Raw genomic sequence first — 22,169 nt, 5'->3', positions numbered from 1 at the left:
CCGCCGCCACCCGTCGGGCGTGGCCCGCGTCCCCGGCGCCCGCCCCACCACACCGATCTGGAGTCGACCATGACCGAGGACAAGCTCCGCACCTATCTGCGGCGGGTCACGGCGGAGTTGCAGCAGACCCGCGACCGGCTGCGCGAGTCCCAGGACAAGTGGCGCGAACCTCTCGCCGTCATCGGCATGGCCTGCCGACTGCCCGGCGGCGCCGACTCGCCGGAGAAACTGTGGCGGCTCGTCACCGACGGAGTGGACGCCGTCGACGGCCTCCCCACCGACCGGGGCTGGGACCTGGACGACCTGTACGACCCCGACCCCGACAAACCGGGCAAGACCTACACGCGCGACGGGGCGTTCCTCTACGACGCGGGCGACTTCGACCCGGCTCTCTTCGGGATCTCCCCGCGCGAGGCGCTGGCGATGGACCCCCAGCAACGGCTGCTCCTGGAGACCTCCTGGGAGGCCGTCGAACGCGCCCGCATAGACCCGCTGTCGCTGCGCGGCAGCCGCACCGGCGTCTTCGTCGGCGGCCTGCCCACCGGCTACGGCGCCCTGCTCATGGACTCCGCCGAGGACCAGGGGTACGCCCTGACCGGCGGCTCCGGCAGCGTGATGTCCGGCCGCGTCTCGTATGCCCTCGGGCTGCAGGGCCCGGCGGTCACCGTCGACACCGCCTGCTCCTCCTCCCTGGTCGCCCTGCACCTCGCGGCCCAGTCGCTGCGCCAGGGCGACTGCTCCCTCGCCCTGGCCGCCGGCGTCGGCATCCTCGCGACCCCGGCGGGCTTCGTCATCTTCGCCCGGCAGCGCGGCCTCTCCGCCGACGGCCGCTGCAAGGCCTTCGCGAACGCCGCCGACGGCATCGGCTGGGGCGAGGGAGCCGCAGTGGTCCTCCTCGAACGCCTCTCCGACGCCCGGCGCAACGGCCATCCCGTCCTGGCCGTGCTGCGGGGCTCGGCCGCCAACCAGGACGGCGCCTCCAACGGGCTGAGCGCCCCCAACGGCCCGGCCCAACAGCGCGTGATCCGGCAGGCGTTGACGAGCGCCGGGCTGTCGCCGTCCGACGTGGACGCGGTGGAGGCCCACGGCACGGGCACCCGGCTCGGCGACCCGATCGAGGCACAGGCACTGCTCGCCGCCTACGGTCAGAACCGTGAACGCCCGCTCTACGTGGGGTCGTTGAAGTCGAACATCGGGCACACCCAGGCGGTGTCCGGCGCGGCCGGTGTGATCAAGACCGTGATGGCCCTGCGCCACGGGATGCTGCCGAAGACCTTGCATGTGGACGAGCCGACCAAGGAGGTCGACTGGTCGGCCGGCGCGGTGGAGCTGCTGACGGAGGCCCGGGAGTGGCCGGAGGCGGGGCGCCCACGGCGGGCCGGCGTGTCGTCGTTCGGGATCAGCGGCACGAACGTGCACGTGGTCCTGGAACAGGCCCCGGACCCCGACACCGCCGACGGCCCCGAGCCCGACGGCAGTGAGGTCGGGCGGGTCGGCGGCGGGACCAGGCCGGACGGCAAGGAGACCGAGAAGGAGCCCGACCGGAAGGGCGAGTCGGCCCCTGCTCCCGCCTCCGCCCCCGGCCCCGTCCCCTGGACGCTCTCCGCCGCCACCGCCCCCGCCCTGCGTGCCCAGGCCCGCCGCCTCCTGGACCACCTCGCCGAGCACCCGGACGCCACCGCCGCCGACATCGGCCACTCCCTCGCCACCACCCGCGCCGCCCTCACCCACCGGGCCGTCGTCCTCGCCGACACCCGCGACGACCTCGCGGCCCACCTCCGGGCCCTGACCGAGGGCGACGACGCACCGGGCCTGGTGACGGGCGAGGGCGGCAAGGCCAAGACGGTGTTCGTGTTCCCGGGCCAGGGCTCGCAGTGGGCGGGCATGGCGGTGGAACTGCTGGAGTCCTCACCGGTGTTCGCGGCGCGGATGGCCGAGTGCGAGGAGGCCTTGTCGTCGTACGTCGACTGGTCGCTGACCGAAGTCCTCACCAGCGGCGGCGAGTTGACTCAAGTGGACGTGGTGCAGCCGGTGTTGTGGGCGGTGATGGTGTCGCTTGCGGAGGTGTGGCGCTCGTACGGCGTCGAGCCCGCGGCCGTGGTCGGCCACTCCCAGGGCGAGATCGCCGCAGCCGTCGTAGCGGGAGCACTGTCGCTCGAAGACGGCGCCCGCGTCGTGGCACTCCGCTCGCAGGCCATCCTCGCCCTCTCCGGCCGGGGCGGCATGGTCTCCGTGCAACTCCCCGCCGACGAGGTACGCGACGCACTCGCGCGCTGGGACGGCCGGATCGATCTCGCGGCGGTGAACGGCCCGGCCTCCGTGGTGGTCGCCGGAGACACCGGCGCGCTGGACGAACTGCTGGCCTGGGCGGGGGAGAACGGGGTGCGGGCCCGCCGTATCGCCGTGGACTACGCCTCGCACTCCGCCCATGTGGACGAGATCCGGGAGGAGTTGGCGGAGCTGCTGGGCCCGGTGGCGCCGACCACGTCCCAGGTGGCGTTCTACTCGTGTGTCACCGGCGGCCGGCTCGACACGGCAGGGCTGGACGGCGCGTACTGGTTCCGGAATCTGCGCCGGCCGGTGCGGTTCGAGGAGACCACCCGGGCGCTGCTGGAGCAGGGGCACAGCCTCTTCGTGGAGGTGAGCCCGCACGCCGTGCTGACGGGCGCGGTGCAGGACACAGCGGAGGCGGCCGAACGCCAGGTGGCCGTCACCGGCACGCTCCGTCGCGGCGAGGGCGGCCCGCACCGCATGCTGCTGTCGCTGGGCGAGGCGTACGTACGCGGGGCCCCGGTCGACTGGCGGCCGTGCTTCGCCGGAACCGGTGCCCGGACGGTCGACCTGCCCACGTACGCCTTCCAGCACCAGCGCTACTGGACCGAACTGCCCGCCCCCACCGGCACCACGGCCGGCCGGATCGTCGACACCTGGCGCTACCGGGTGGCCTGGCGGCGCATCAACCCGGCCGCCGCCGCCCCGCTGTCGGGCCGATGGCTGCTGGTCGGCGGGGGCGGTGACGCGGCAGAGGTGGCCGAGGCGCTGCGGACCGCCGCTGCCGAGGTCGAGGTCGAGACCGCCGAAGCTCCCCACCCCCACATCGACGGCGAATACACGGCCGTCGTCTCCCTCCTGGACTCCGCCGCCGACGCCCTCGCCCTCGTACGCCACTTGGACGCCGCCGGCGTACGGTCGCCGCTGTGGTGGCTGACGCGCGGCGGTGCCGCCGTGGCCACGAGCGATGCCGTACGCGGGGACGCGGCGCAGTTGTGGGGGCTCGGGCAGGTGGTGGGCCTGGAGCACCCGGAGCGGTGGGGCGGGCTGATCGACCTGCCGGCGACGTGGAGCGAGAGCACCCCCGCCCTGCTGGCCGCCCTGCTGTCGGGGTCGGCCGGGGACGAGAACCAGCTCGCCGTCCGTGGATCCGCCGTCTACGCGCGGCGGCTGGTACGCGCCCCGCTCACCGACCGGGGCCCCGTCCGGCCCTGGAAGCCGCGCGGCACGGTGCTCGTCACGGGCGGCACCGGCGGGATCGCCGCCCATCTCGCCCGCCGCCTGGCGGCCGAGGGCGCGGAGCATCTGCTGCTCCTCAGCCGTCGCGGCCCGGCGGCCCCCGGAACCGACGTGCTCGCGGAGGAACTGCGGTCCCTGGGCGCGGAGGTGACGTTCGCGGCCTGCGACGTGGCCGACCGCGATGCCCTGGCGGCGGTCCTGGCCGAGGTGCCGGAGCGGTGGCCGCTCACCGCAGTCCTGCACACCGCCAGTTCCACCAGCTACGGTCCGGTGCTCGACGTCGGGCCGCAGGAGTTCGCGGACGGTACGGCGGCCAAGGCGCGGGGAGCACGGAACCTGGACGACCTCACCGCCGGCCTCGACCTGGACGCGTTCGTGCTCTTCTCCTCCGGCGCGGCCGTGTGGGGGAGCGCCGGCAACGCCACGTACGCGGCGGCCAACGCCTACCTCGACGGGCTCGCCCACGAGCGCCGGGCACGCGGCCTGACCGCCACCTCGCTGGCCTGGGGCGGCTGGGCCGACGGCGGCATGCTGGCGGGCTTCCCCGCGCTCGCCGACCAGCTGGAGCGCATGGGAGTCCGGCAGATGCGGCCGGAGTCGGCCATCGACGTCCTGTGGGAGGCGGTCGAACAGGGCGAGACCACGCTGACGGTCAGCGACATGGACTGGGACCGCTTCGCCCCCGTCTACGCGCTCGCGCGCCGCCGCCCCCTGATCGAGGCGATCCCGGAGGCCGCCCGCGCCCTGCGCGGCGACCACCCCGACACCGACCGCACGGGCGGCGACGACGGCACCGCCGCCGGACGGCTGCGCGGCACCCTCACCGCCCTCAGCGAGCCCGAACAGCGCGCCACTCTGCTGGAGTTGGTGCGCTCACGCGCGGCGGCGGTACTGGGCCACTCCGAGGTGACGGAGGTGGCAGCCCACCGCCCGTTCAAGGACCTCGGCTTCGACTCGCTCACGGCCACCGAACTCCGCAACCGCCTCAACGCGGCCACCGGACTGCGGCTCCCCGCGACCCTCGTCTTCGACCACCCCACCCCCACCGCCCTCGCCGCCCTCCTGCGCGAGGAACTCCTCGGCGCCACCGGGGCGACGGCCGCCCCGCCGCCGCCCGTGCGGCAGGCACCGGTCGACGATCCGCTGGCCGTCGTCGGCATGGCGTGCCGTTACCCCGGCGGCGTCCGTGGCCCCGAGGACCTGTGGCGGCTCGTCACCGAAGGCCGCGACGAGATGGCGGACTTCCCGACCGACCGGGGCTGGGAGGCGCTGTCCCTGTACGACCCCGGACGGCAGACCGCCCTCGCCGGACAGGGCGCCTTCCTCTACGAGGCGGGCGACTTCGACGCCGAGTTCTTCGGGATCTCCCCGCGCGAGGCGCTCTCCATGGACCCGCAGCAGCGACTGCTCCTGGAGACCTCCTGGGAGGCGATCGAGCACACCGGCATCGACCCGCTCTCCCTGCGCGGCAGCCGGACCGGCGTGTTCGTCGGCGGCACACCCCAGGAGTACGGCGCCCTGCTGATGAACTCGCCCTCCCTGGCCGGCGGTTACGCGCTGACCAGTTCGTCCGGCAGCGTCATGTCGGGCCGTGTCTCCTATGTCCTCGGTCTTGAGGGCCCGGCGGTCACCGTCGACACCGCCTGCTCGTCCTCCCTGGTCGCGCTGCACCTCGCGGGCCAGGCGCTGCGGGCGGGGGAGTGCGACCTCGCGCTCGCGGGCGGCGTCACCGTGATGGCCACACCGGGGGCCTTCGCCGAGTTCGCGAACCAGGGCGGCCTCGCCTCCGACGGCCGCTGCAAGGCCTTCGCGGACGCCGCCGACGGCACCGGCTGGGGCGAGGGCGTCGGCATCGTCGTACTCGAACGCCTCTCCGACGCGCGACGCAACGGGCACCGCGTCCTGGGCCTCGTACGCGGCTCGGCGGTGAACCAGGACGGCGCCTCCAACGGCCTCACCGCCCCCAACGGCCCCTCCCAGCAGCGCGTGATCCAGGCGGCCCTGGCGGGCGCGGGCCTCGCCCCCTCCGAGGTCGACGCCGTCGAGGCCCACGGCACCGGCACCAGGCTCGGCGACCCCATCGAGGCCCAGGCACTGCTGGCGGCCTACGGCCGGGACCGGGACACCGACCGGCCCCTGTGGCTGGGCTCCGTCAAGTCGAACATCGGGCACACCCAGTACGCCGCGGGCGTCGCCGGGGTCATCAAGACACTCCTGGCCCTGCGGGAGGGCGTCCTGCCCCGCACCCTGCACGTCGACGAACCCACCCGCCAGGTCGACTGGTCCGCCGGCACGGTACGCCTCCTCACCGACAACCGGCCCTGGCCGGAGACCGGCCGCCCCCGCCGCGCGGCCGTGTCGTCCTTCGGCATCAGCGGCACCAACGCCCATCTGATCCTCGAACAGGCCCCGGAGGACACGCCCTCGGAGGTGGACGAGCAGGGCCCGCCCTCCGACCAGGCCACCTCCGCCGAGGCCGCAGCCGACCTGACCACCGACCAGGCGACCTCAACCGAGGCCGCCGCCGACGAGCGTGCGGCGACCCCGCACGAGCGTGCGACGCCTCCGCCCGTCGTCCCCTGGCTCCTCTCCGGCCACACCGAAACCGCCCTGCGCGACCAGGCCGCACGCCTCCTCGCCGACCTGCGCGACCGGCCCGGCGTCGCCCCCCTGGACATCGCCGCCTCGCTGGCCACCACCCGCAGCGCCCTCACCCACCGCGCGGCCGTCGTCGCCGGCACCCTGCCCGAGCTGCTCACCGGCCTTCGGTCGCTCGCCGAGGACACGCCGTCGGCCGCCGACGTCGTCCGGGGCGTCGTACGGGAGAGCCCGCTCGCGCTGGTCTTCCCCGGCCAGGGCTCCCAACGGCCCGGTATGGGCCGCGACCTGTACGAGCGGCACCCCGTGTTCGCGGCGGCCTTCGACGAGGTCTGCGCCGCGTTCGACCCGCTGCTCAGCCGCCCGCTGCGTGACGTCGTGTTCGCCACGGACCCGGAGCGGGCGGCGGACCTGGACCGGACCGAGTTCACACAGCCCGCCCTGTTCGCCGTGGAGACGGCGCTGTACCGGCTGCTGGAGAGCTGGGGCGTCCGCCCCGACGCGCTGATCGGCCACTCCGTCGGCGAACTCGTCGCCGCCCACCTCGCGGGAGTCTGGTCACTGCCCGACGCGTGCCGGGTGGTCGCCGCCCGCAGCCGGCTGATGCAGGCGCTGCCGGCCGGCGGCACCATGCTCGCGGTCGAGGCCGACGAGACCGAGGTCGTGGCGGTGCTCGCCGCCCACACGGACCGCAGTGTCGGTATCGCCGCCGTCAACGGCCCCACGTCGGTGGTCGTCTCCGGCCCCGAGAACGCCGTCCTGGACGCCGCGGCGGAGTTCGTCGGGCGCGGCTACCGCACCAGGATGCTCGCGGTCAGCCACGCGTTCCACTCCGCGCTCATGGAGCCCATGCTCGCGGACTTCGCCGCCGTCCTGGCACAGGTCGACTTCCACGACCCCGTCCTGCCCGTCATCTCCAATGTGACCGGCGCCCCGGCCGCCGCCCGTGATCTGCGCGCCCCCGGCTACTGGGTGCGCCACGTCCGGGACACCGTCCGGTTCGCGGGCGGTGTGCGCTCCCTGCTGGACCGGGGGGTGCGCACCTTCCTGGAGGTGGGCCCCGGCGGCGCCCTGACCGCGATGGCCGCCGGGACCGCCGCCGACCACACACGCGACACCGTGACCTGCCTGGCCGCCCTGCGCGGCGGCGACCGGGGCGAGGCCGACGCGCTCGTCACCGCCCTCACCGGGCTCGCCGTCCAGGGCACGGCCGTCGACTGGCGGGCGTACTTCGCGGGCGGCGACGCCCGCATCGTCCCGCTGCCCACCTACGCCTTCCAGCACCACCGGTACTGGCTGCGCGTCCTCGGGGCCGGTGCGGGCGGCGGCCGGGAGGCGTCGTCGGTGGGCCTGACCACGGCGGGCCATCCCCTGCTCGGCGCCGTCACCACGCTGCCCGGCACCGGCGGGCTGCTCCTCACCGGCCGGCTCGACGTCACCGACCACCCCTGGCTGGCCGAACACGCGCTGGGCGGCACACCGGTCCTGCCGGGCACCGCGCTCGTGGACCTGGCCCTGCACGCCGGCGGCCACGCGGGCTGCGACCGGCTCGACGAACTCGTCATCCACGCGCCCCTGCCCCTGCCGGACCCGGGCGGCGTCGCCCTCCACCTGTCCGTCGACGCCGAGGACACCGACGGACGACGGCCGTTCACGATCCACGCCCGGCCCGACGAGGCCCCCGGGGGCCCCTGGACCCACCACGCCACCGGCGTGCTCTCCCCGGCCCCGCCCACCACCGCGGCCCCCGACACCGCCCCCTGGCCGCCGCCCGGCGCACGGCTCGTCCCGCTGGACGACTTCTACGCCACGACCGCCGAAGCGGGCCTCGACTACGGCCCCACCTTCCAGGGCCTGGCCGAACTCTGGCAGACGGACGGCGGACTCCACGCCAGGGTCGCCCTGCCCGACGACCCCGAGCAGGACGCGGCCCCCGCCGAGAGCGGCGACGGCCACGCCCTCCACCCCGCGCTCCTCGACGCCGCCCTCCAGCCCCTCGCCCTCGGCATCCTGGGCACCGGCCGACCCGACGGTACGGCCGTCCCCGCAGGCCTGCCCTTCGCCTGGTCGGGCGTCCGGCTGCACGCGACCGGCGCGGCCGAACTCCACGTCCGGCTGACGCCCACGGGCGACGGCGCGGTCTCCGTACGGGCCACCACGCCCGACGGCCTGCCCGTCCTGGACATCGACACCCTCACCCTGCGCGCCCCCTCGCCCGTCCGTGCCGACACGCCGCGCACCGAGCCCCTGTACCGGCTGGAGTGGCCGACCGTGCCGCTCACCACCGCCGCCGCCACCGCCACCGTGAACGCCACCACCCTCGCGCCGGTTCCGGTCGGCTGGGGCATGCTCGGCCTCGACCCACGCGAACTGCGCCCCCGGCTGGCCCGCGCCATCGGCCAGGACGTCGTCCCGTACCTGGACCGGGGCGCCCTCACCGAGACGATCGACACCGGCGTTCCCGCTCCCGCCGCCGTGGTCGCCTTCTGCGACCCGCACGGTCACGACGACGCGGGCGCCGACGCCCACGCGGCCACCCGGCAGACCCTCGACCGCCTGCGCCCGTGGCTCGCCGACGCACGGCTGACCGACACCCGGCTGGTCCTCGTCACCCACGGCGCCGTCACGACCGGCCCGGACGACGCAGGACCACGGCCCGCCTCCGCCGCCGTCTGGGGCCTCGCCCGGGCCGCCCAGGCCGAACACCCGGGCCGCGTCGTCCTCGTCGACCTCGACGACCCCGACAACCCCGACGACGCGGACGCCTCCCTGGCCGCCCTGCCGCGCGCCCTGGCCACGGGCGAGCCACAACTCGCCCTGCGCCACGGCACGGCCCACGTACCCCGGCTCACGCCCCTGCCGCCCACCGAACCGGCGACCCACCGAGAACCCCCGAGCTCCTCCAGCTCCTCCAACCCCTCCAGTCCCTTCACGCCCGACGGCACCGTCCTCGTCACCGGCGCCACCGGGGCCCTGGGCAAGGTGCTGGCCCGTCACCTCGTGACCCGGCACGGCGTACGTCATCTGCTGCTGGCCGGCCGGCGCGGACCGGCGGCGCCCGGCGCGGACGAGACCGCCGCCGAACTCACCGAGGCCGGTGCCCGGGTCACCTTCGCCGCCTGCGATGTCGCCGACCGCGAGGCCCTGGTCCGGCTGCTGGCCGGCATCCCCGCCGAGCACCCTCTCACCGGTGTCGTCCACCTCGCCGGTGTCGTCGACGACGGCCTGGTCGGCGACCTGACCGCCGAACGGCTCGACGCGGTGCTGCGCCCCAAGGCGGACGCGGCCTGGCATCTGCACGAGCTGACGGCGGACCTCGGGCTCACCGCCTTCGTCCTGTTCTCGTCCGCCGCCGGCGTGCTCGGCAGCCCCGGCCAGGCCAACTACGCCGCCGCCAACGCCTTCCTCGACGCCCTGGCCCAGCACCGCCGCACGCTCGGCCTGCCCGGGCAGTCCCTCGCGTGGGGCCCCTGGCAGGGCACCGGCGGCATGGCCGACACGCTCGACGCCGCCGCCCGGGCCCGGCTGGAGGGCAGCGGACTACGGCCCTTCACCGCCGACTCCGGGCTGGCCGCACTCGACCGCGCCCTGGCGACACCGGACGACGCCCTGCTCGTACCGCTCCGCCTCACCCCCGGCGCCGCCGCCTACCCCGCCGACCGGATCCCGGCCGTCCTGCGCGCCCTCGTGCGCGGCACCGCCCCCCGCCGGACCGTCACCCGCCGCACCGACCGGACCGGCGCCACCGCCCTGGCCTCCCTCGACCCGGCCGCGCGCGAGGACGCGCTGCTGGACCTGGTGTGCGCGGAGGCCGCACGGGTCCTCGGCCACGCGGCCACGGACGGCTTCACCGCCGACCGGGCCTTCGGCGAGCTGGGCTTCGACTCGCTCACCTCCGTCGAACTCCGCAACCGGCTCGGCACCGCCACCGGCCTACGGCTCCAGCCCACCCTGGTCTTCGACCACCCCACCCCAGGGGACCTCGCCGCCGCCCTGAACCGGCAGTTCACTGCCCCGCCGACGGAACCCGCACACGCCGAGGCCCGATCCGCCCCGGACGACCCGACCGCGGCCGTCGCGCACGCCGTGGAGTCCCTCTACCGGCACGCGGTCACCGCCGGCCGCTACGACCAGGCCGGCAAGGTCCTGATGAACTCCGCAGGACTGCGCCCCGCCTTCGCCTCCGCCGACACGGTCGGCAAGGCACCGTCACTGGTCAAACTGGGCGACGGCGGCCCGCCGTACCCCGCCCTCGTCGGACTGCCGTCCACCTCCGTGTGGGCCAGCGACCAGGAGTTCGTCGCCCTGGCCCGGCCGCTGCGCGGGCTGCGCGACACCCACTCGCTGATGATGCCGGGCTTCGTCGCCGACGAACTGGTCGCGGGCAGCGTCGAGGCGGCGGTGGACCACACGGCCCGCACCCTCGCCCGCGCCCTCGACGGCGCCCCGTTCGCCCTCGCCGGCCGTTCCTCCGGCGGCTCGCTCGCCTACGCGGTGGCCGCCCGCCTCGAAGAACTCGGCACCCCCGCGACCGGTGTGGTCATGCTGGACACCTATGTGGCGGGCACCCCGCAGACCGACTACATCGTCCACGCCATGGAGTCGCGTTCCCTGGAACGCGAGACCGAGTTCGGCCGGATGACCGGCCTCCGGCTCACCGCGATGGCGTCGTACTTCGCCCTCTTCGAGACCTGGCGGCCACGGCCCCTCACCACCCCCGCGCTCCTGGTCCGCGCCTCCGAACCGATCGCCGTCGACCCGGACCACCCGAGGGAACGCCCCGAGGAGTGGCAGTCGACCTGGCCCGTTCCCCTGGACGTGGTGGACGTCCCCGGAGACCACCACTCCATGATCGAGGAACACGGGGACGTCACCGCGAGGACCGTCCACGACTGGCTGGCCGCCCACGGCGGCTGAACGACGACCGGCCGACGACCCGACGTCGGCCGGACGACGGCCCGACAACGGCCGGACGACGGCCGGGGCCCGGGGAGAGATCCTCCCCGGGCCCCGGCCGTGACAGCCTCCAGCCGCACACACGCCTTCTAGCGGATCACGCGAGCACACGCCCGCACCCGGTCCACCAGACCGGCCATACCGAGCAGTTCCTCCTCCCCGTCCCGGGGTGGCACACCGTCCAGCACGGCCGCCGCGAAGCTCCGTACGACGGCCGCGAACTGGTCCTCGGCCGGCAGAGTGAACTCCCTTACGAGGTCCTGCTGTTCCAGCCGTACGACGGGCCGCAGCGTCGGCGGCGGGGTGAAGGCGCGGTCGAGGACGATCCGGCCGGTGCCGCCCCACAGCGCGTAGGAGCAGCGGTAGGCGTGCTCGAACCCGAAGGACAGCTCGGCGGTGACCCCGGCCGGGGTGGTCAGCAGCACATGCCCCGCCACGTCCACGCCCAGTGCCGGGTCGATCCGCAACACCGCGCCGACCGGGTCGAGTTCGGGACCGAGCAGCAGTCGTGCCGCGCGCAGCGGGTACACGCCGACGTCGAGCAGCGAGCCCCCGCCGAGGTCGGCGCGGTGGCGGACGTTGCCGGCGGACAGCGGGGGGATGCCGAACGAGGCGCTGAAGGAACGGAGTTCGCCGATCTCGCCGGCCGCGACGAGCCGCCGTATCTCCTCGTGCTGGCCGTGGTGGAGGAACATGAGGTTCTCCATCAGACACCGGCCGGCCGTGCGGGCGGCGTCCAGCATCGCGGCCGCTTCCGCGCGGTCGGTCGCCATCGGCTTCTCCACCAGGACGTGCAGTCCGCGGCGCAGTGCCTCGACGGCCCACCGCGCGTGCAGGCCGGTGGGCAGCGGGATGTACACGGCGTCGAGGTCGGTCCGGTCGAGCAGCCGCTCGTACCCCTCGACCGGTTCGCCGCCGAAGCGGTCGGTGAACCGGCGTGCCTTCGCCGCGTCGCGGCCGGCCACCGCGACGAGCCGTGTCCTCGGCTCCGCGGCGATCGCGGGCAGCACCCGCCGCCAGGCGATGTCGGCGCAGCCGAGGACGCCGACACGGACCACGCGCTCCGGGCCGCTCCCCGCCGGACCGCCGCCGCTCGGGCCGGTCATCCGAGGGCCTCCGCGCAGGCCACGAGGGTGCGGGCCTCGATGTTGACGTAGTGGCTGTGCCGCAGCAGCTCCTTGAGCTGCCCCAGCGTCACCCAGCAGAACCGGTCCGGTACGTCCGTCGGGAAGTCCTCGTCCAGTTCCGCGATGACATACCGGTTCTCCGCCGCGAAGAACCGTCCGCCCTCCTCCGACTGGACACGGTCGTAGCGGATCCGGTCGGGGGAGAGGGAGTCGAGCACGTCGAGATACGGCGGACGCTCGTCCGGCGGCAGAGCCGCGCCCTCGTCCGGGACACAGTGCACGGTCGGCCCGATCTCCAGCTTGTCCAGACAGCCCTCCTGGACCTGCGCCTGGACCAGGAAGTGCGGCACACCGCCGATCCGGCGGTACAGCAGGGCCGCGAGCCCCCGGTCGCAGGGCGCCAGCATCGGCTGTGTCCACGACGGCACCTCACGGTGCGGCGCGGTGACGTCCACGGCGATGATGCGGAACCGTCCGCCCTCGTCGTACGCGATCTCCGTCGGTGTCCGGCGCCAGCCGGTGACCCCGGTGAGCGGCACGACGTCGGCGGTCAGCTCGCATCGCGCCTTGGCCTCGGTGAACCAGCTGGACAGCTCCGTCATGGAGTGCAGCGCGCCGCGCCCGTCGGCCGGCCTGTCCGGGGGCAGACAGGAGATGACCGTACGGGCGTCCATGTTGATCAGGTTGTCGCGGTGGAGCAGTGCTCTGATCTCGTCGAGGGTGAACCAGCGGAAGTCGTCCTGGACGGGTATGTCGTCGTCGACCTCCACGATCATGTTGCGGTTCCGCTTGCGCAGGAACCAGGCCCCCTGTTCGGACTGCAGGACATCGACCAGAACCCGGCCCCGGCCCCGGCCGTGACCCCGGCCCCGGCGGTCGGTGAAGTACTCCAGGTATCGGACGGACCCGCCCCGGTGCACCCGGGTGTAGTTGCTGCGGGTCGCCTGCACGGTCGGGGAGAGCTGGATCCCGTTGACGTTGCCGGGTTCCGCCTTCGCCTGGAGCAGGAAGTGCCGTACACCACCGAATGTCTTCGCGAGGATGCCGAGGACGCCGATCTCCGGCTGGTCGATGATCGGCTGCGACCACTCGCGCGGACCTTCGGGGCCACCGCCCCGTATGCGCAGTCCCCGCACGCTGAAGAACCGCCCCGTGCGGTGCCGCAGATCGCCGGTGTCCTCGTCGAAGTCCCAGCCGGACAGGGCGGAGAACGGGATCGTCTCCACCCGCTGGTCGTTGACCCGGGCGCGTTCGGCGAACCAGGTGGCGAAGTCCCCTTCGGCGCGCGGCCCGTTCACCATGTGACGGGCAGGCAGGCGGGGCCGCGCAGGACACCCCCGGCGAACGGGATGTCCGCCGGCGGGATCGCGAGCGCCAGCCGGGGGAAGCGCTCAAGCAGCGACCCCAGGGCGACCTGGAGTTCCACACGGGCGAGTTCGGCGCCGATGCAGCGGTGGGCGCCGTGGCCGAAGATGAGGTGCGGGTTCGGGGAGCGGTGGAAGTCCAGTGTGGTCGGGTCGTCGAAGACGGCGGGGTCGAGGTTGGCGGCCTGGGTGTCGATCACCACGGCCTCGCCCTTGCGGATCGTCCCGGTGCTGAGCGGGACGTCGTCGACCGCGATCCGTACGAACCCGCCCGTGATCGACAGCGGCGCGAAGCGCAGCATCTCCTCGACGGCCGACGGGACGAGCGAGGGCGTGGCGCGCAGCTCCGCGAGGTGTTCGGGGCTGCGCAGCACGAGTGCCGCGAAGTTGGCGATCTCGTGGGCGGTGTTCTCGAAGCCGCCGACCAGCAGGGCGAGGGCGAGGTTGACGAGTTCGGCCTCGCCGAGCCGGTCGTCGTGGTCGCGGGCCAGGACCAGCCTGCCGAGCAGATCGTCGGAGGGGGTCTGCCGGCGCTCGGCGACCAGCGCGGAGACCAGCGCCACCATCTCCCCGACCGCAGACTCGACTTCACTCTGCTCGGTGCCGGTGAACATGGTGTGCGCCAGGCCGCGGAAGGTGTCGCTCTGCGCGTCGGGCACGCCGAGCATGTCGCAGATGACGGTGAGGGGGAGCGGCCGGGCCAGCGCGGTCACCAGGTCGGCGGGAGGCCCCTGTTCCTCCATGGCGTCGAGCAGCGCTGCCACGGCCTTCTCCACGCGCGGCCGCATCGCCTCGACGCCGCGCATCGTGAACGCCTGTGCGACCAGCTTCCGCAGCCGGGAGTGCTCCGGCGGGTCCATGCTGAGGATCGATGTGTCGTGCAGCAGCACCGGCGTCGGCCGGGGGACGTCCGCACCCACGGTCGCGGCCCTGCTGAACCGGGGGTCGGACAGCACCGTCTTGACGTCGGCGTGCCGGGTGATCAGCCGTGCCTCCATGCCGTACGCCATGCGGATACGGGCCAGCGGCTCCTTCTCCTGGATCTCGCGGTAGCAGGGAGGATATTCGAAGCCCACGGGTTTGCCCATCGGGAACCGGTGAATATTCTCAGCCACGTCCATTTCCTGACTCCCTGTCATTCCGTCACTCCGTCATTCGCGTAGCGGGCGCGGTGAATGCGGTGCGAGGCTATACGGTGGCGGGCGGACGGGATCGGCTCCGCAGAATTTGTAGGGGTCGCGAGGTGGGCGGTTGCCGTGAAATAGGGGTCTGGATAAGGGGGAGTGCGAGTTTTTAAGGGTCCTCGAAGTCCCTTGCCTCTTCCCTTGTCTGCCCGCGTCGGAGAACAATCCTCTGCATGTCCGTTCTCGAAGAGGGAGTGACAGATTTGATTTCCCGACCGGTGTACGGAGCGCCATGAAAGGAATTGTCCTCGCGGGCGGGAACGGAACTCGGCTGTTGCCGCTGACGGCCGTCGGATCCAAACAGCTGGTGCCGGTCTACGACAAGCCGATGATCTATTACCCGCTCTCCATCCTCATGCTCACCGGCATCCGAGACGTCCTCGTCGTCACCCGCCCCGCGGAACTCGAACTGTTCCGCGCCCTGCTGGGCGACGGCCGGCACCTGGGCATGTCCATCGACTACGCCGTCCAGGACGAGCCGCGCGGCATCGCCGACGCACTCCTCGTCGGCGCCGACCACATCACCGGAGAGGAGTGCGCCCTCGTCCTGGGCGACAACCTCTTCCACGGCGCGAACCTGCCGTCCCTGCTGCGCCGCAGTGTGCGACGGCTGCGCGGCTGCGTGCTCTTCGGCCACCAGGTCGCCGACCCGGAACGGTACGGCGTCGCGGAGGTCGACGCACGGGGCCGCCTCCTGTCCATCGAGGAGAAACCCGCCCGCCCCCGGTCCCAACTGGCCGTCCCCGGCCTGTACTTCTTCGACGACGAGGTCGTGGACATCGCCAAGGGCCTCACCCCGTCCGCCCGCGGCGAGCTGGAGATCACCGACGTCCTGCGCGCCTACATGGAACGGGACCGGGCCGACCTCGTCTGGCTCGGCCGGGGCGTCACCTGGCTGGACACCGGCACCCACGAATCCCTGCTGGAGGCCGCCCAGTTCGTCCGCGACATCCAGCGCCGCCAGGGTGTACGCATCGGCTGCGTCGAGGAGATCGCCCTGTACCTGGGCTTCATCGACGCCGACGACTGCCACCGGCTGGGCGCCGCGATGAGCCAGTCCCCCTACGGCCGGTACGTCATGGAACGCGCCCGCGCGCACACCCCCGACGCATGGCCCCCGACCATCCCGGAGGAGCTGTGAACCTCCTGGTCACGGGCGGCGCCGGCTTCATCGGCTCCACCTACACACGGATGCTGCTGAACGCCGCCGCCCCGGACGTCTCCCGGGTGACGGTGCTGGACAGCCTCACCTACGCCGGCCGGCGGGAGAACCTCGACCTCACCGACCCCCGGCTGACCTTCGTGCACGGCGACATCTGCGACCCCGACACCGTCGCCGGGGCCATGGCCGGCGTGGACCAGGTGGTGCACTTCGCGGCCGAGTCCCATGTGGACCGCTCCATCGCCGACGCCCACGCGTTCGTCCGCACCAATGTCGTCGGCACCCAGACCCTGCTGGACCAGGCGCTGCGCCACGGAGTGCACCGCTTCGTGCACGTCTCCACCGACGAGGTGTACGGCTCCGTCGAGACCGGCGCCAGGTCCGAGACCGACCCCCTCGACCCCAACTCGCCCTACGCCGCGTCCAAGGCCTCCTCCGACCTGCTCGCCCTGTCCTTCCACCGCACCCACGGCCTCGACGTCCGCGTCACCCGCTGCAGCAACAACTACGGCCCCCGGCAGTACCCGGAGAAGGTCATCCCGCTGTTCGTGACCCGGCTGCTCACCGGCGGGACCGTCCCGCTGTACGGCGACGGACGCCACGTACGCGACTGGCTGCACGTCGACGACCACTGCCGAGGGGTGGAGGCCGTCCGGCTGAGGGGACGGCCGGGCGAGATCTACAACATCGGCGGCGGCACCGAGCTCACCAACCGCGAACTCACCGGCCGCCTGCTGACCGCCTGCGGACGTGACTGGAGCGCCGTGCGGCACGTGGCCGACCGCAAGGGCCACGACCTGCGCTACGCGATCCGCGACGACAAGGTGCGCACGGAATGCGGCTACCGGCCGCGGGCCGACTTCGAGTCCGGCCTCGTACGGACCGTGGACTGGTACCGCCGGCACCGGTCCTGGTGGGACCGCGTCACCCCCACGGAGAGCTGACCATGGAATATCGCGCACTGAAGGTCCGGGGCGCCTTCGCGTTCACCCCCGACACCTTCCCCGACGAGCGCGGCAGGTTCACCGCCCCCTTCCAGGAGTCCGTCTTCGCCGAAGCGGTCGGCCACCCGCTCCCCGCCGTACGGCAGGCGAGCTGCAGCACCTCGCGACGGCGGGTGCTCAGGGGCGTGCACTACACCCTCACCCCGCCCGGCACGGCCAAGTACGTGTACTGCGCCCACGGCGAGGTGCTGGACATGGTGGTGGACCTGCGTGTCGGATCGCCCACCTTCCTGGCCTGGGACGCGGTGACCATCGACGCGGAGCGACCGACCGCCGTGTACTTCCCCGTCGGGGTGGGCCACGCCTTCCTCGCCCTGCGCGACGGCACCGTCATGGCCTACCTCCACTCCGGCGAGTACGTCGGCGCCCACGAACTCGCCGTGTCGGCACTGGACCCCGCCCTGGGGCTGCCCGTCGGCGAGGAGAGCGAGCCCGTCGTCTCCGCCCGCGACCGGGAGGCCCCCACCGTCGCCGAGGCGCGCGCCCTCGGCCTGCTGCCCGACTACGAGACCTGTCTCCGGATCGAGAAGGACTTCGGGCCCGAGGCCCGCCCCCGGTGACCGCCCCCGGCGCGCCCACCCCCACGAAGGCACGAAGGAAGGGATCCCCTTGACCTCCGCCACCCCCCGACCGGTCACCGCCTACAGCGACGAACACGCCGGCGTCTACGACCTCATCCATGCCGCCCGCAGCAGGGACTGGGCAGCGGAGGCGGAGGCGCTCGCCGCCCTCGTCACCGCACGCCACCCGGAGGCGGACTCGCTCCTCGACGTCGCCTGCGGCACCGGCAAGCACCTGGAGAGCTTCGGCCGCCGCTTCCGGCACGTCGAGGGAGTGGAACTCTCCGACGGAATGCGCCGGATCGCCCGCGAGCGGCTGCCCGACACCACGGTCCACCACGGCGACATGCGCACCTTCGACCTCGGCCGCACCTACTCCGCCGTCACCTGTCTGTGCTTCTCGGCGGCCTATATGGCGAACGCCGACGAACTGGGCCAGGCCCTGACACGGATGGCGCGTCACCTCGAACCCGGGGGCGTCCTGGTCCTCGAACCGTGGTGGTTCCCCGAGAAGTTCCTCGACGGCTTCGTCTCGGGAGCCGTCGCCCAGGAGGAGGGCCGGGTCGTCAGCCGTCTCTCCCACTCCGTCCGCGACGGCAACGCCACCCGGATGACCGTGCGGTACACCGTGGCCGACAGCGCGACCGGGATCAGCGAGTTCACCTCGTACGAGATCCTCTCCCTTTTCGACTCCGCCACGTACGAGGCCGCGTTCCGGGGCGCCGGTCTCACCGTGGAGTACCTCCAGGGCGGCCCGAACGGCCGCGGTCTCTTCGTCGGTGTCTCCCCCCGGAGGGCCTCGTGATCCAGGTGTTCCAGCCCACGCTGGGCGAAGCGGAACTGGCCGCCGTGGCCGAGGTGTTCGAGAGCAACTGGATCGGCCACGGACCGCGCACCAAGGAGTTCGAGGCGCGGTTCGCCGAGCATCTGGGGGTGGAGCCGGACCGCCTCGTCTTCATCAACTGCGCGACGGCCGGACTGTTCCTGGCCACCGAACTGCTCGGGCTCGGCGAGGGCGACGACGTCGTCCTGCCCTCCCTCAGCTTCGTCGCCGCCGCGAACGCCGTCGCGGCCACCGGCGCCCGCCCGGTCTTCTGCGAGGTCGACCCGCGCACCCTCAACCCCACCGCGGCCGACATCGACCTCGCCCTCACCCCTCGCACGAAGGCCGTCATGGTCCTCCACTACGGCGGCTACCCGGGCGACATCGCGGCGATCGCCGACCTCTGCCGCGAACGGGGCATCCCCCTGATCGAGGACGCCGCCTGCGCCGTGGCCTCCCACATCGACGGCCAGGCCGTCGGCACCTTCGGCGACCTGTCCGTGTGGAGCTTCGACGCCATGAAGGTCCTCGTCTGCGGTGACGGCGGCATGCTGTACGTCCGCGACGCCGAGCAGGCCGCACGCGCCAGACGGCTCGCCTACCACGGACTCGCCCGCCCCAGCGGCTTCGGCCAGGCCGGGGCGGCGTCCGGCCGCTGGTGGGAGCTGGACGTTCCCGAGGTCGGCCGGCGCATCGTAGGCAACGACCTGACCGCGGCCGTCGGCACGGTACAACTGCGCCGCCTGCCCGGGTTCGTGGCCCGCCGCCGCGAGATCGCCGCGCTCTACGACCGCGAACTGGCCGACGTCCCGGGCCTGTCGCTGCCCCCGCCGCTGCCCGAGGGCCATCACTCCACGTACTACTTCTACTGGGTGCAGGTCGACCCCGGCATCCGGGACGAGGTCGCGGCCGAGCTGTACGCGGCGGGTATCTACACGACCTTCCGCTACCCCCCGCTGCACCGGGTCCCCGTCTACGGGGCCGGGGCCCAGCGGCTGCCGCGCTCCGAGGAGGCCGCGGAGCGCACCCTGTGCCTGCCGCTCCACCCCGGCCTGGACGACGCGGACGTGCGCGCGGTGACGACGGCGCTGCGCAAGGTCATGGACGCCCGTCGAGAAGAGAACCCGTCATGAACACCCACGGCAGTGACGCGCGCGGCATGAACACCCACGGCGGGAACGCACAGGGCATGGACACCCATGGCGGGACCGCGCACAAGGAACTCATCCTCGACGCGACGGCGAAGTTCCACATGGAGGCCCGGGAGCCGGGCCCCTTCGTGCCGGGCACCACCGAGATATGGCCCGCCGGTGCGGTCCTCGACGAGCGGGACCGGGCCGCGCTGGTCGAGGCCGCCCTGGAGATGCGGATCGCCGCGGGACCCAGCGCGCGCATGTTCGAATCCCGGTTCGCCCGCAAGCTCGGGCGCCGCAAGGCCCATCTGACCAATTCCGGTTCCTCCGCGAACCTCCTGGCCATGACCGCGTTCACCTCGCATCTGCTGGAGGACCGGCGGCTGCGGGCGGGCGACGAGGTGATCACGGTCGCCGCGGGCTTCCCCACCACGGTCAATCCGATCATCCAGAACGGGCTCCTGCCCGTCTTCGTCGACATCGACCTCGGCACCTACAACACGACGGCCGCCCGTGTCGCCGAGGCGATCGGCCCGCGCACCCGCGCCATCATGATCGCCCACGCGCTCGGCAACCCCTTCGAGGTCGCCGAGATCGCCCAACTCGCGGCGGAACACGACCTGTTCCTGATCGAGGACAACTGCGACGCGGTCGGCTCGACGTACGACGGTCAACTGACCGGCACCTTCGGCGACATCACGACCGTCAGCTTCTACCCCGCGCACCATCTGACCATGGGGGAGGGCGGCTGCGTACTGACGTCGAACCTGGCGCTGGCGCGGATCGTGGAGTCCCTGCGCGACTGGGGCCGCGACTGCTGGTGCGAGCCGGGCGAGACCAACAAGTGCCTCAAGCGCTTCGACTACCAGATGGGCACCCTGCCGGCGGGCTACGACCACAAGTACATCTTCTCGCACGTCGGTTACAACCTGAAGGCGACCGACATCCAGGCCGCCCTCGGCCTGACCCAGCTGGACAAGCTCGACGCGTTCTGCGAGGCCCGCCGCCGCAACTGGCGCCGACTGCGCGAGGGTCTGGAGGGCGTACCGCACCTGCTCCTCCCGAGGGCCACCGAGCGCAGCGACCCGAGCTGGTTCGGGTTCGCGCTGACCGTGGACACAGAAGCGCCTTTCACCCGGGCGGAGTTGGTGGACTTCCTGGAAGGCCGGAAGATCGGCACCCGGCGGCTGTTCGGCGGCAATCTGACCCGCCAGCCCGCCTACATCGACCAACCGCACCGGGTGGTCGGCGACCTCACCAACAGCGACATCGTCACGGAGCAGACCTTCTGGATCGGTGTGTATCCGGCGCTCACCGACGAGATGCTCGCCTATGTCGTGTCGTCGGTACGGGAGTTCGTGGGGAAGCACACCTGACCGGGCGGGCGGGACCGGGGACCGCTCCGCCCTCAGCCGCGAGGCACTTCAAGGCCCCGCGCACGCCGACGGAACCGGCGCGCGCGGGGCCTTGAGGCACCCATGACCGCCGTTCGCCTAGCGGCGGTGTTCGGCGGTCAACTTCTCCAGGACCGGCACCAGTTCACCCGGTGTGGGCTGCGACATGATCTGCTCGTCCCGCAGCCGGCGCGCGGATTCGCCGAACGACGGCTCGTCCAGCAGCCGTTCCAGCGCCGCACGCAACTCCTTCCGCTCGGACACGTACAGCCCCGCGCCGACACCTTCGAGATGCCGGCCCTTGTGCAGGGCGAACCAGGTGTTGGCGATCAGCACCTGCGGAACGCCCGCGCCCAGGGCCGTGTTCCAGGAGCCTCCCCCGCCGTAGTGGACGACCGCCGAACAGCTCGGCAGGAGCGCCAGCAGGGGCACGAAGTCGACGAGCCGCGTGTTGGCGGGCACGGCCTGTTCCTCGCCCGGTACCTGCTTCAGCGTGGCGATCAGCTCGATGTCCAGGCCCTCGAACATCCGCAGGTCACCGATGGGAAAGGCGTCGTGCCCCGCCTGGTCCCGCAGGGTCGTCCCGCCGGTCAGGCACACCCGGGGCCGGGTGGGCGGCGCGTGCAGCCAACCGGGCACCACGGCGGGCCCGTTGTAGGGCACGTACCGCATGGGGACCCGCCGCACGTCCAGCGGGAACCGGGCGTCGGACGGAACCGTGTCGATGGTCCACTGCCCCACCGCCATGTCCTGCGCGAACCCGCCCCCGCCGAACCGCTCCGACAGCGGCCCGAGCCAGGGCTCCAGCGGGTCGGTGCGCTGCTCCTCGGGCGCCCCGTCGCGCAGCCGCAGGAAGGTGCGCCGCATCTGCTGCAGCAGATCCGGGCTGAACACCAGCCGCGCGTGCGCCGCGCCCACGGCACGCGCGGCGACCGGCCCGGCGAAGGTGTACGGCTCCCAGACGACCAGGTCCGGCCGGAAGTGACGGGCGAAGTCGACCAGCCCCTCCACGAAGGCGTCGTTGTTGACGCCCCGCATGTAGAAGTCGATGAACGCCCGGTACAGCAGCCCCTGCCCCTCCCAGGTCTCCGGGGACTCGACACTGCCGTCCTGCCCGAACCCGCCCGAGTAGTCGGCCGTGCCGCCGGCCTGTTCGAGCTGCTGAAGGAACGTGTGGTCCGTACCGACCGGCACGGCCGTGAGACCCGCCCGTGTGATGTCCTCGGTCAGGGCCGGCTGCGACGCCACATACACCTCGTGCCCGGCGGTACGCAGTGCCCAGGCGAGCGGGATCATGCTGTAGAAGTGGGTTCTCTCGGCGTGGGTGGCGAAGAGCACGCGCATAGGACGGAAT

At 73.2% G+C, this 22,169-nt stretch carries 11 protein-coding genes; 7 read left to right on the top strand and 4 right to left on the bottom strand.

All coding sequences use genetic code 11. From position 1 onward, the window contains the following. Positions 1-69 precede the first annotated feature (69 nt). Complete coding sequence (locus tag ABT147_RS02585) at positions 70-11,025, top strand: SDR family NAD(P)-dependent oxidoreductase (protein WP_351401900.1); 10,956 nt, start codon at positions 70-72, stop codon at positions 11,023-11,025. A gap of 128 nt (positions 11,026-11,153) precedes the next feature. Here the strand turns inward: ABT147_RS02585 and ABT147_RS02580 are convergent, their stop codons facing one another. Genes ABT147_RS02580 through ABT147_RS02570 form a run of 3 tightly spaced genes read right to left on the bottom strand, consistent with a single transcriptional unit; the run spans position 11,154 to position 14,670 of the window. Next, positions 11,154-12,170: a Gfo/Idh/MocA family protein gene (locus ABT147_RS02580; RefSeq protein WP_351401898.1), complete on the bottom strand. Its 1,017-nt coding sequence runs from the start codon at positions 12,168-12,170 to the stop codon at positions 11,154-11,156. After that, a complete protein-coding gene (locus ABT147_RS02575) occupies positions 12,167-13,492 on the bottom strand; it encodes an NDP-hexose 2,3-dehydratase family protein (RefSeq protein ID WP_351401896.1) in 1,326 nt (441 codons plus the stop codon). The genes ABT147_RS02580 and ABT147_RS02575 overlap by 4 nt, the downstream gene beginning before the upstream one ends. Beyond that, positions 13,486-14,670: a cytochrome P450 gene (locus tag ABT147_RS02570; RefSeq protein ID WP_351401894.1), complete on the bottom strand. Its 1,185-nt coding sequence runs from the start codon at positions 14,668-14,670 to the stop codon at positions 13,486-13,488. The genes ABT147_RS02575 and ABT147_RS02570 overlap by 7 nt, the downstream gene beginning before the upstream one ends. A gap of 301 nt (positions 14,671-14,971) precedes the next feature. Here ABT147_RS02570 and rfbA point away from each other — a divergent pair, with 301 nt between their 5' ends. The 6 genes from rfbA to rfbH are packed head-to-tail and all read left to right on the top strand — an operon-like array spanning position 14,972 to position 20,797. After that, positions 14,972-15,880: a glucose-1-phosphate thymidylyltransferase RfbA gene (gene rfbA, locus ABT147_RS02565; protein ID WP_351401892.1), complete on the top strand. Its 909-nt coding sequence runs from the start codon at positions 14,972-14,974 to the stop codon at positions 15,878-15,880. Then, positions 15,877-16,845, top strand: a complete 969-nt coding sequence (rfbB, locus tag ABT147_RS02560) for a dTDP-glucose 4,6-dehydratase (RefSeq protein ID WP_351401890.1) — start codon at positions 15,877-15,879, stop codon at positions 16,843-16,845. The genes rfbA and rfbB overlap by 4 nt, the downstream gene beginning before the upstream one ends. Before the next feature lie 2 nt (positions 16,846-16,847). Next, positions 16,848-17,465: a dTDP-4-dehydrorhamnose 3,5-epimerase family protein gene (locus ABT147_RS02555; RefSeq protein ID WP_351401887.1), complete on the top strand. Its 618-nt coding sequence runs from the start codon at positions 16,848-16,850 to the stop codon at positions 17,463-17,465. 49 nt (positions 17,466-17,514) lie between these two features. Continuing rightward, positions 17,515-18,270: a class I SAM-dependent methyltransferase gene (locus ABT147_RS02550; protein WP_351401886.1), complete on the top strand. Its 756-nt coding sequence runs from the start codon at positions 17,515-17,517 to the stop codon at positions 18,268-18,270. Next, on the top strand, positions 18,267-19,421 hold the full coding sequence (locus ABT147_RS02545) for a DegT/DnrJ/EryC1/StrS family aminotransferase (RefSeq protein WP_351401884.1): 1,155 nt from the start codon (positions 18,267-18,269) through the stop codon (positions 19,419-19,421). Before ABT147_RS02550 ends, ABT147_RS02545 begins: the two co-directional genes overlap by 4 nt. A gap of 56 nt (positions 19,422-19,477) precedes the next feature. Further along, positions 19,478-20,797: a lipopolysaccharide biosynthesis protein RfbH gene (rfbH, locus tag ABT147_RS02540; RefSeq protein WP_351401974.1), complete on the top strand. Its 1,320-nt coding sequence runs from the start codon at positions 19,478-19,480 to the stop codon at positions 20,795-20,797. Positions 20,798-20,914: 117 nt separating this feature from the next. Here the strand turns inward: rfbH and ABT147_RS02535 are convergent, their stop codons facing one another. Then, positions 20,915-22,159, bottom strand: a complete 1,245-nt coding sequence (locus ABT147_RS02535; protein WP_351401882.1) for an activator-dependent family glycosyltransferase — start codon at positions 22,157-22,159, stop codon at positions 20,915-20,917. Positions 22,160-22,169 lie beyond the last annotated feature (10 nt).

Origin of the sequence: Streptomyces sp. NPDC001868 (assembly GCF_040297125.1) — a bacterium.
GTDB lineage: Bacteria > Actinomycetota > Actinomycetes > Streptomycetales > Streptomycetaceae > Streptomyces.
This window is presented reverse-complemented; position numbering and strand designations above follow the sequence as displayed.

Excerpts from the sequence above, each read along its gene's own strand:
- rfbH (WP_351401974.1), top strand. The coding sequence starts at position 19,478 with ATGGACACCCATGGCGGGACCGCGCACAAGGAACTCATCCTCGACGCG.
- ABT147_RS02535 (WP_351401882.1), bottom strand. The coding sequence starts at position 22,159 with ATGCGCGTGCTCTTCGCCACCCACGCCGAGAGAACCCACTTCTACAGC.
- rfbA (WP_351401892.1), top strand. The coding sequence starts at position 14,972 with ATGAAAGGAATTGTCCTCGCGGGCGGGAACGGAACTCGGCTGTTGCCG.
- ABT147_RS02555 (WP_351401887.1), top strand. The coding sequence starts at position 16,848 with ATGGAATATCGCGCACTGAAGGTCCGGGGCGCCTTCGCGTTCACCCCC.
- ABT147_RS02575 (WP_351401896.1), bottom strand. The coding sequence starts at position 13,492 with ATGGTGAACGGGCCGCGCGCCGAAGGGGACTTCGCCACCTGGTTCGCC.
- ABT147_RS02585 (WP_351401900.1), top strand. The coding sequence starts at position 70 with ATGACCGAGGACAAGCTCCGCACCTATCTGCGGCGGGTCACGGCGGAG.
- ABT147_RS02580 (WP_351401898.1), bottom strand. The coding sequence starts at position 12,170 with ATGACCGGCCCGAGCGGCGGCGGTCCGGCGGGGAGCGGCCCGGAGCGC.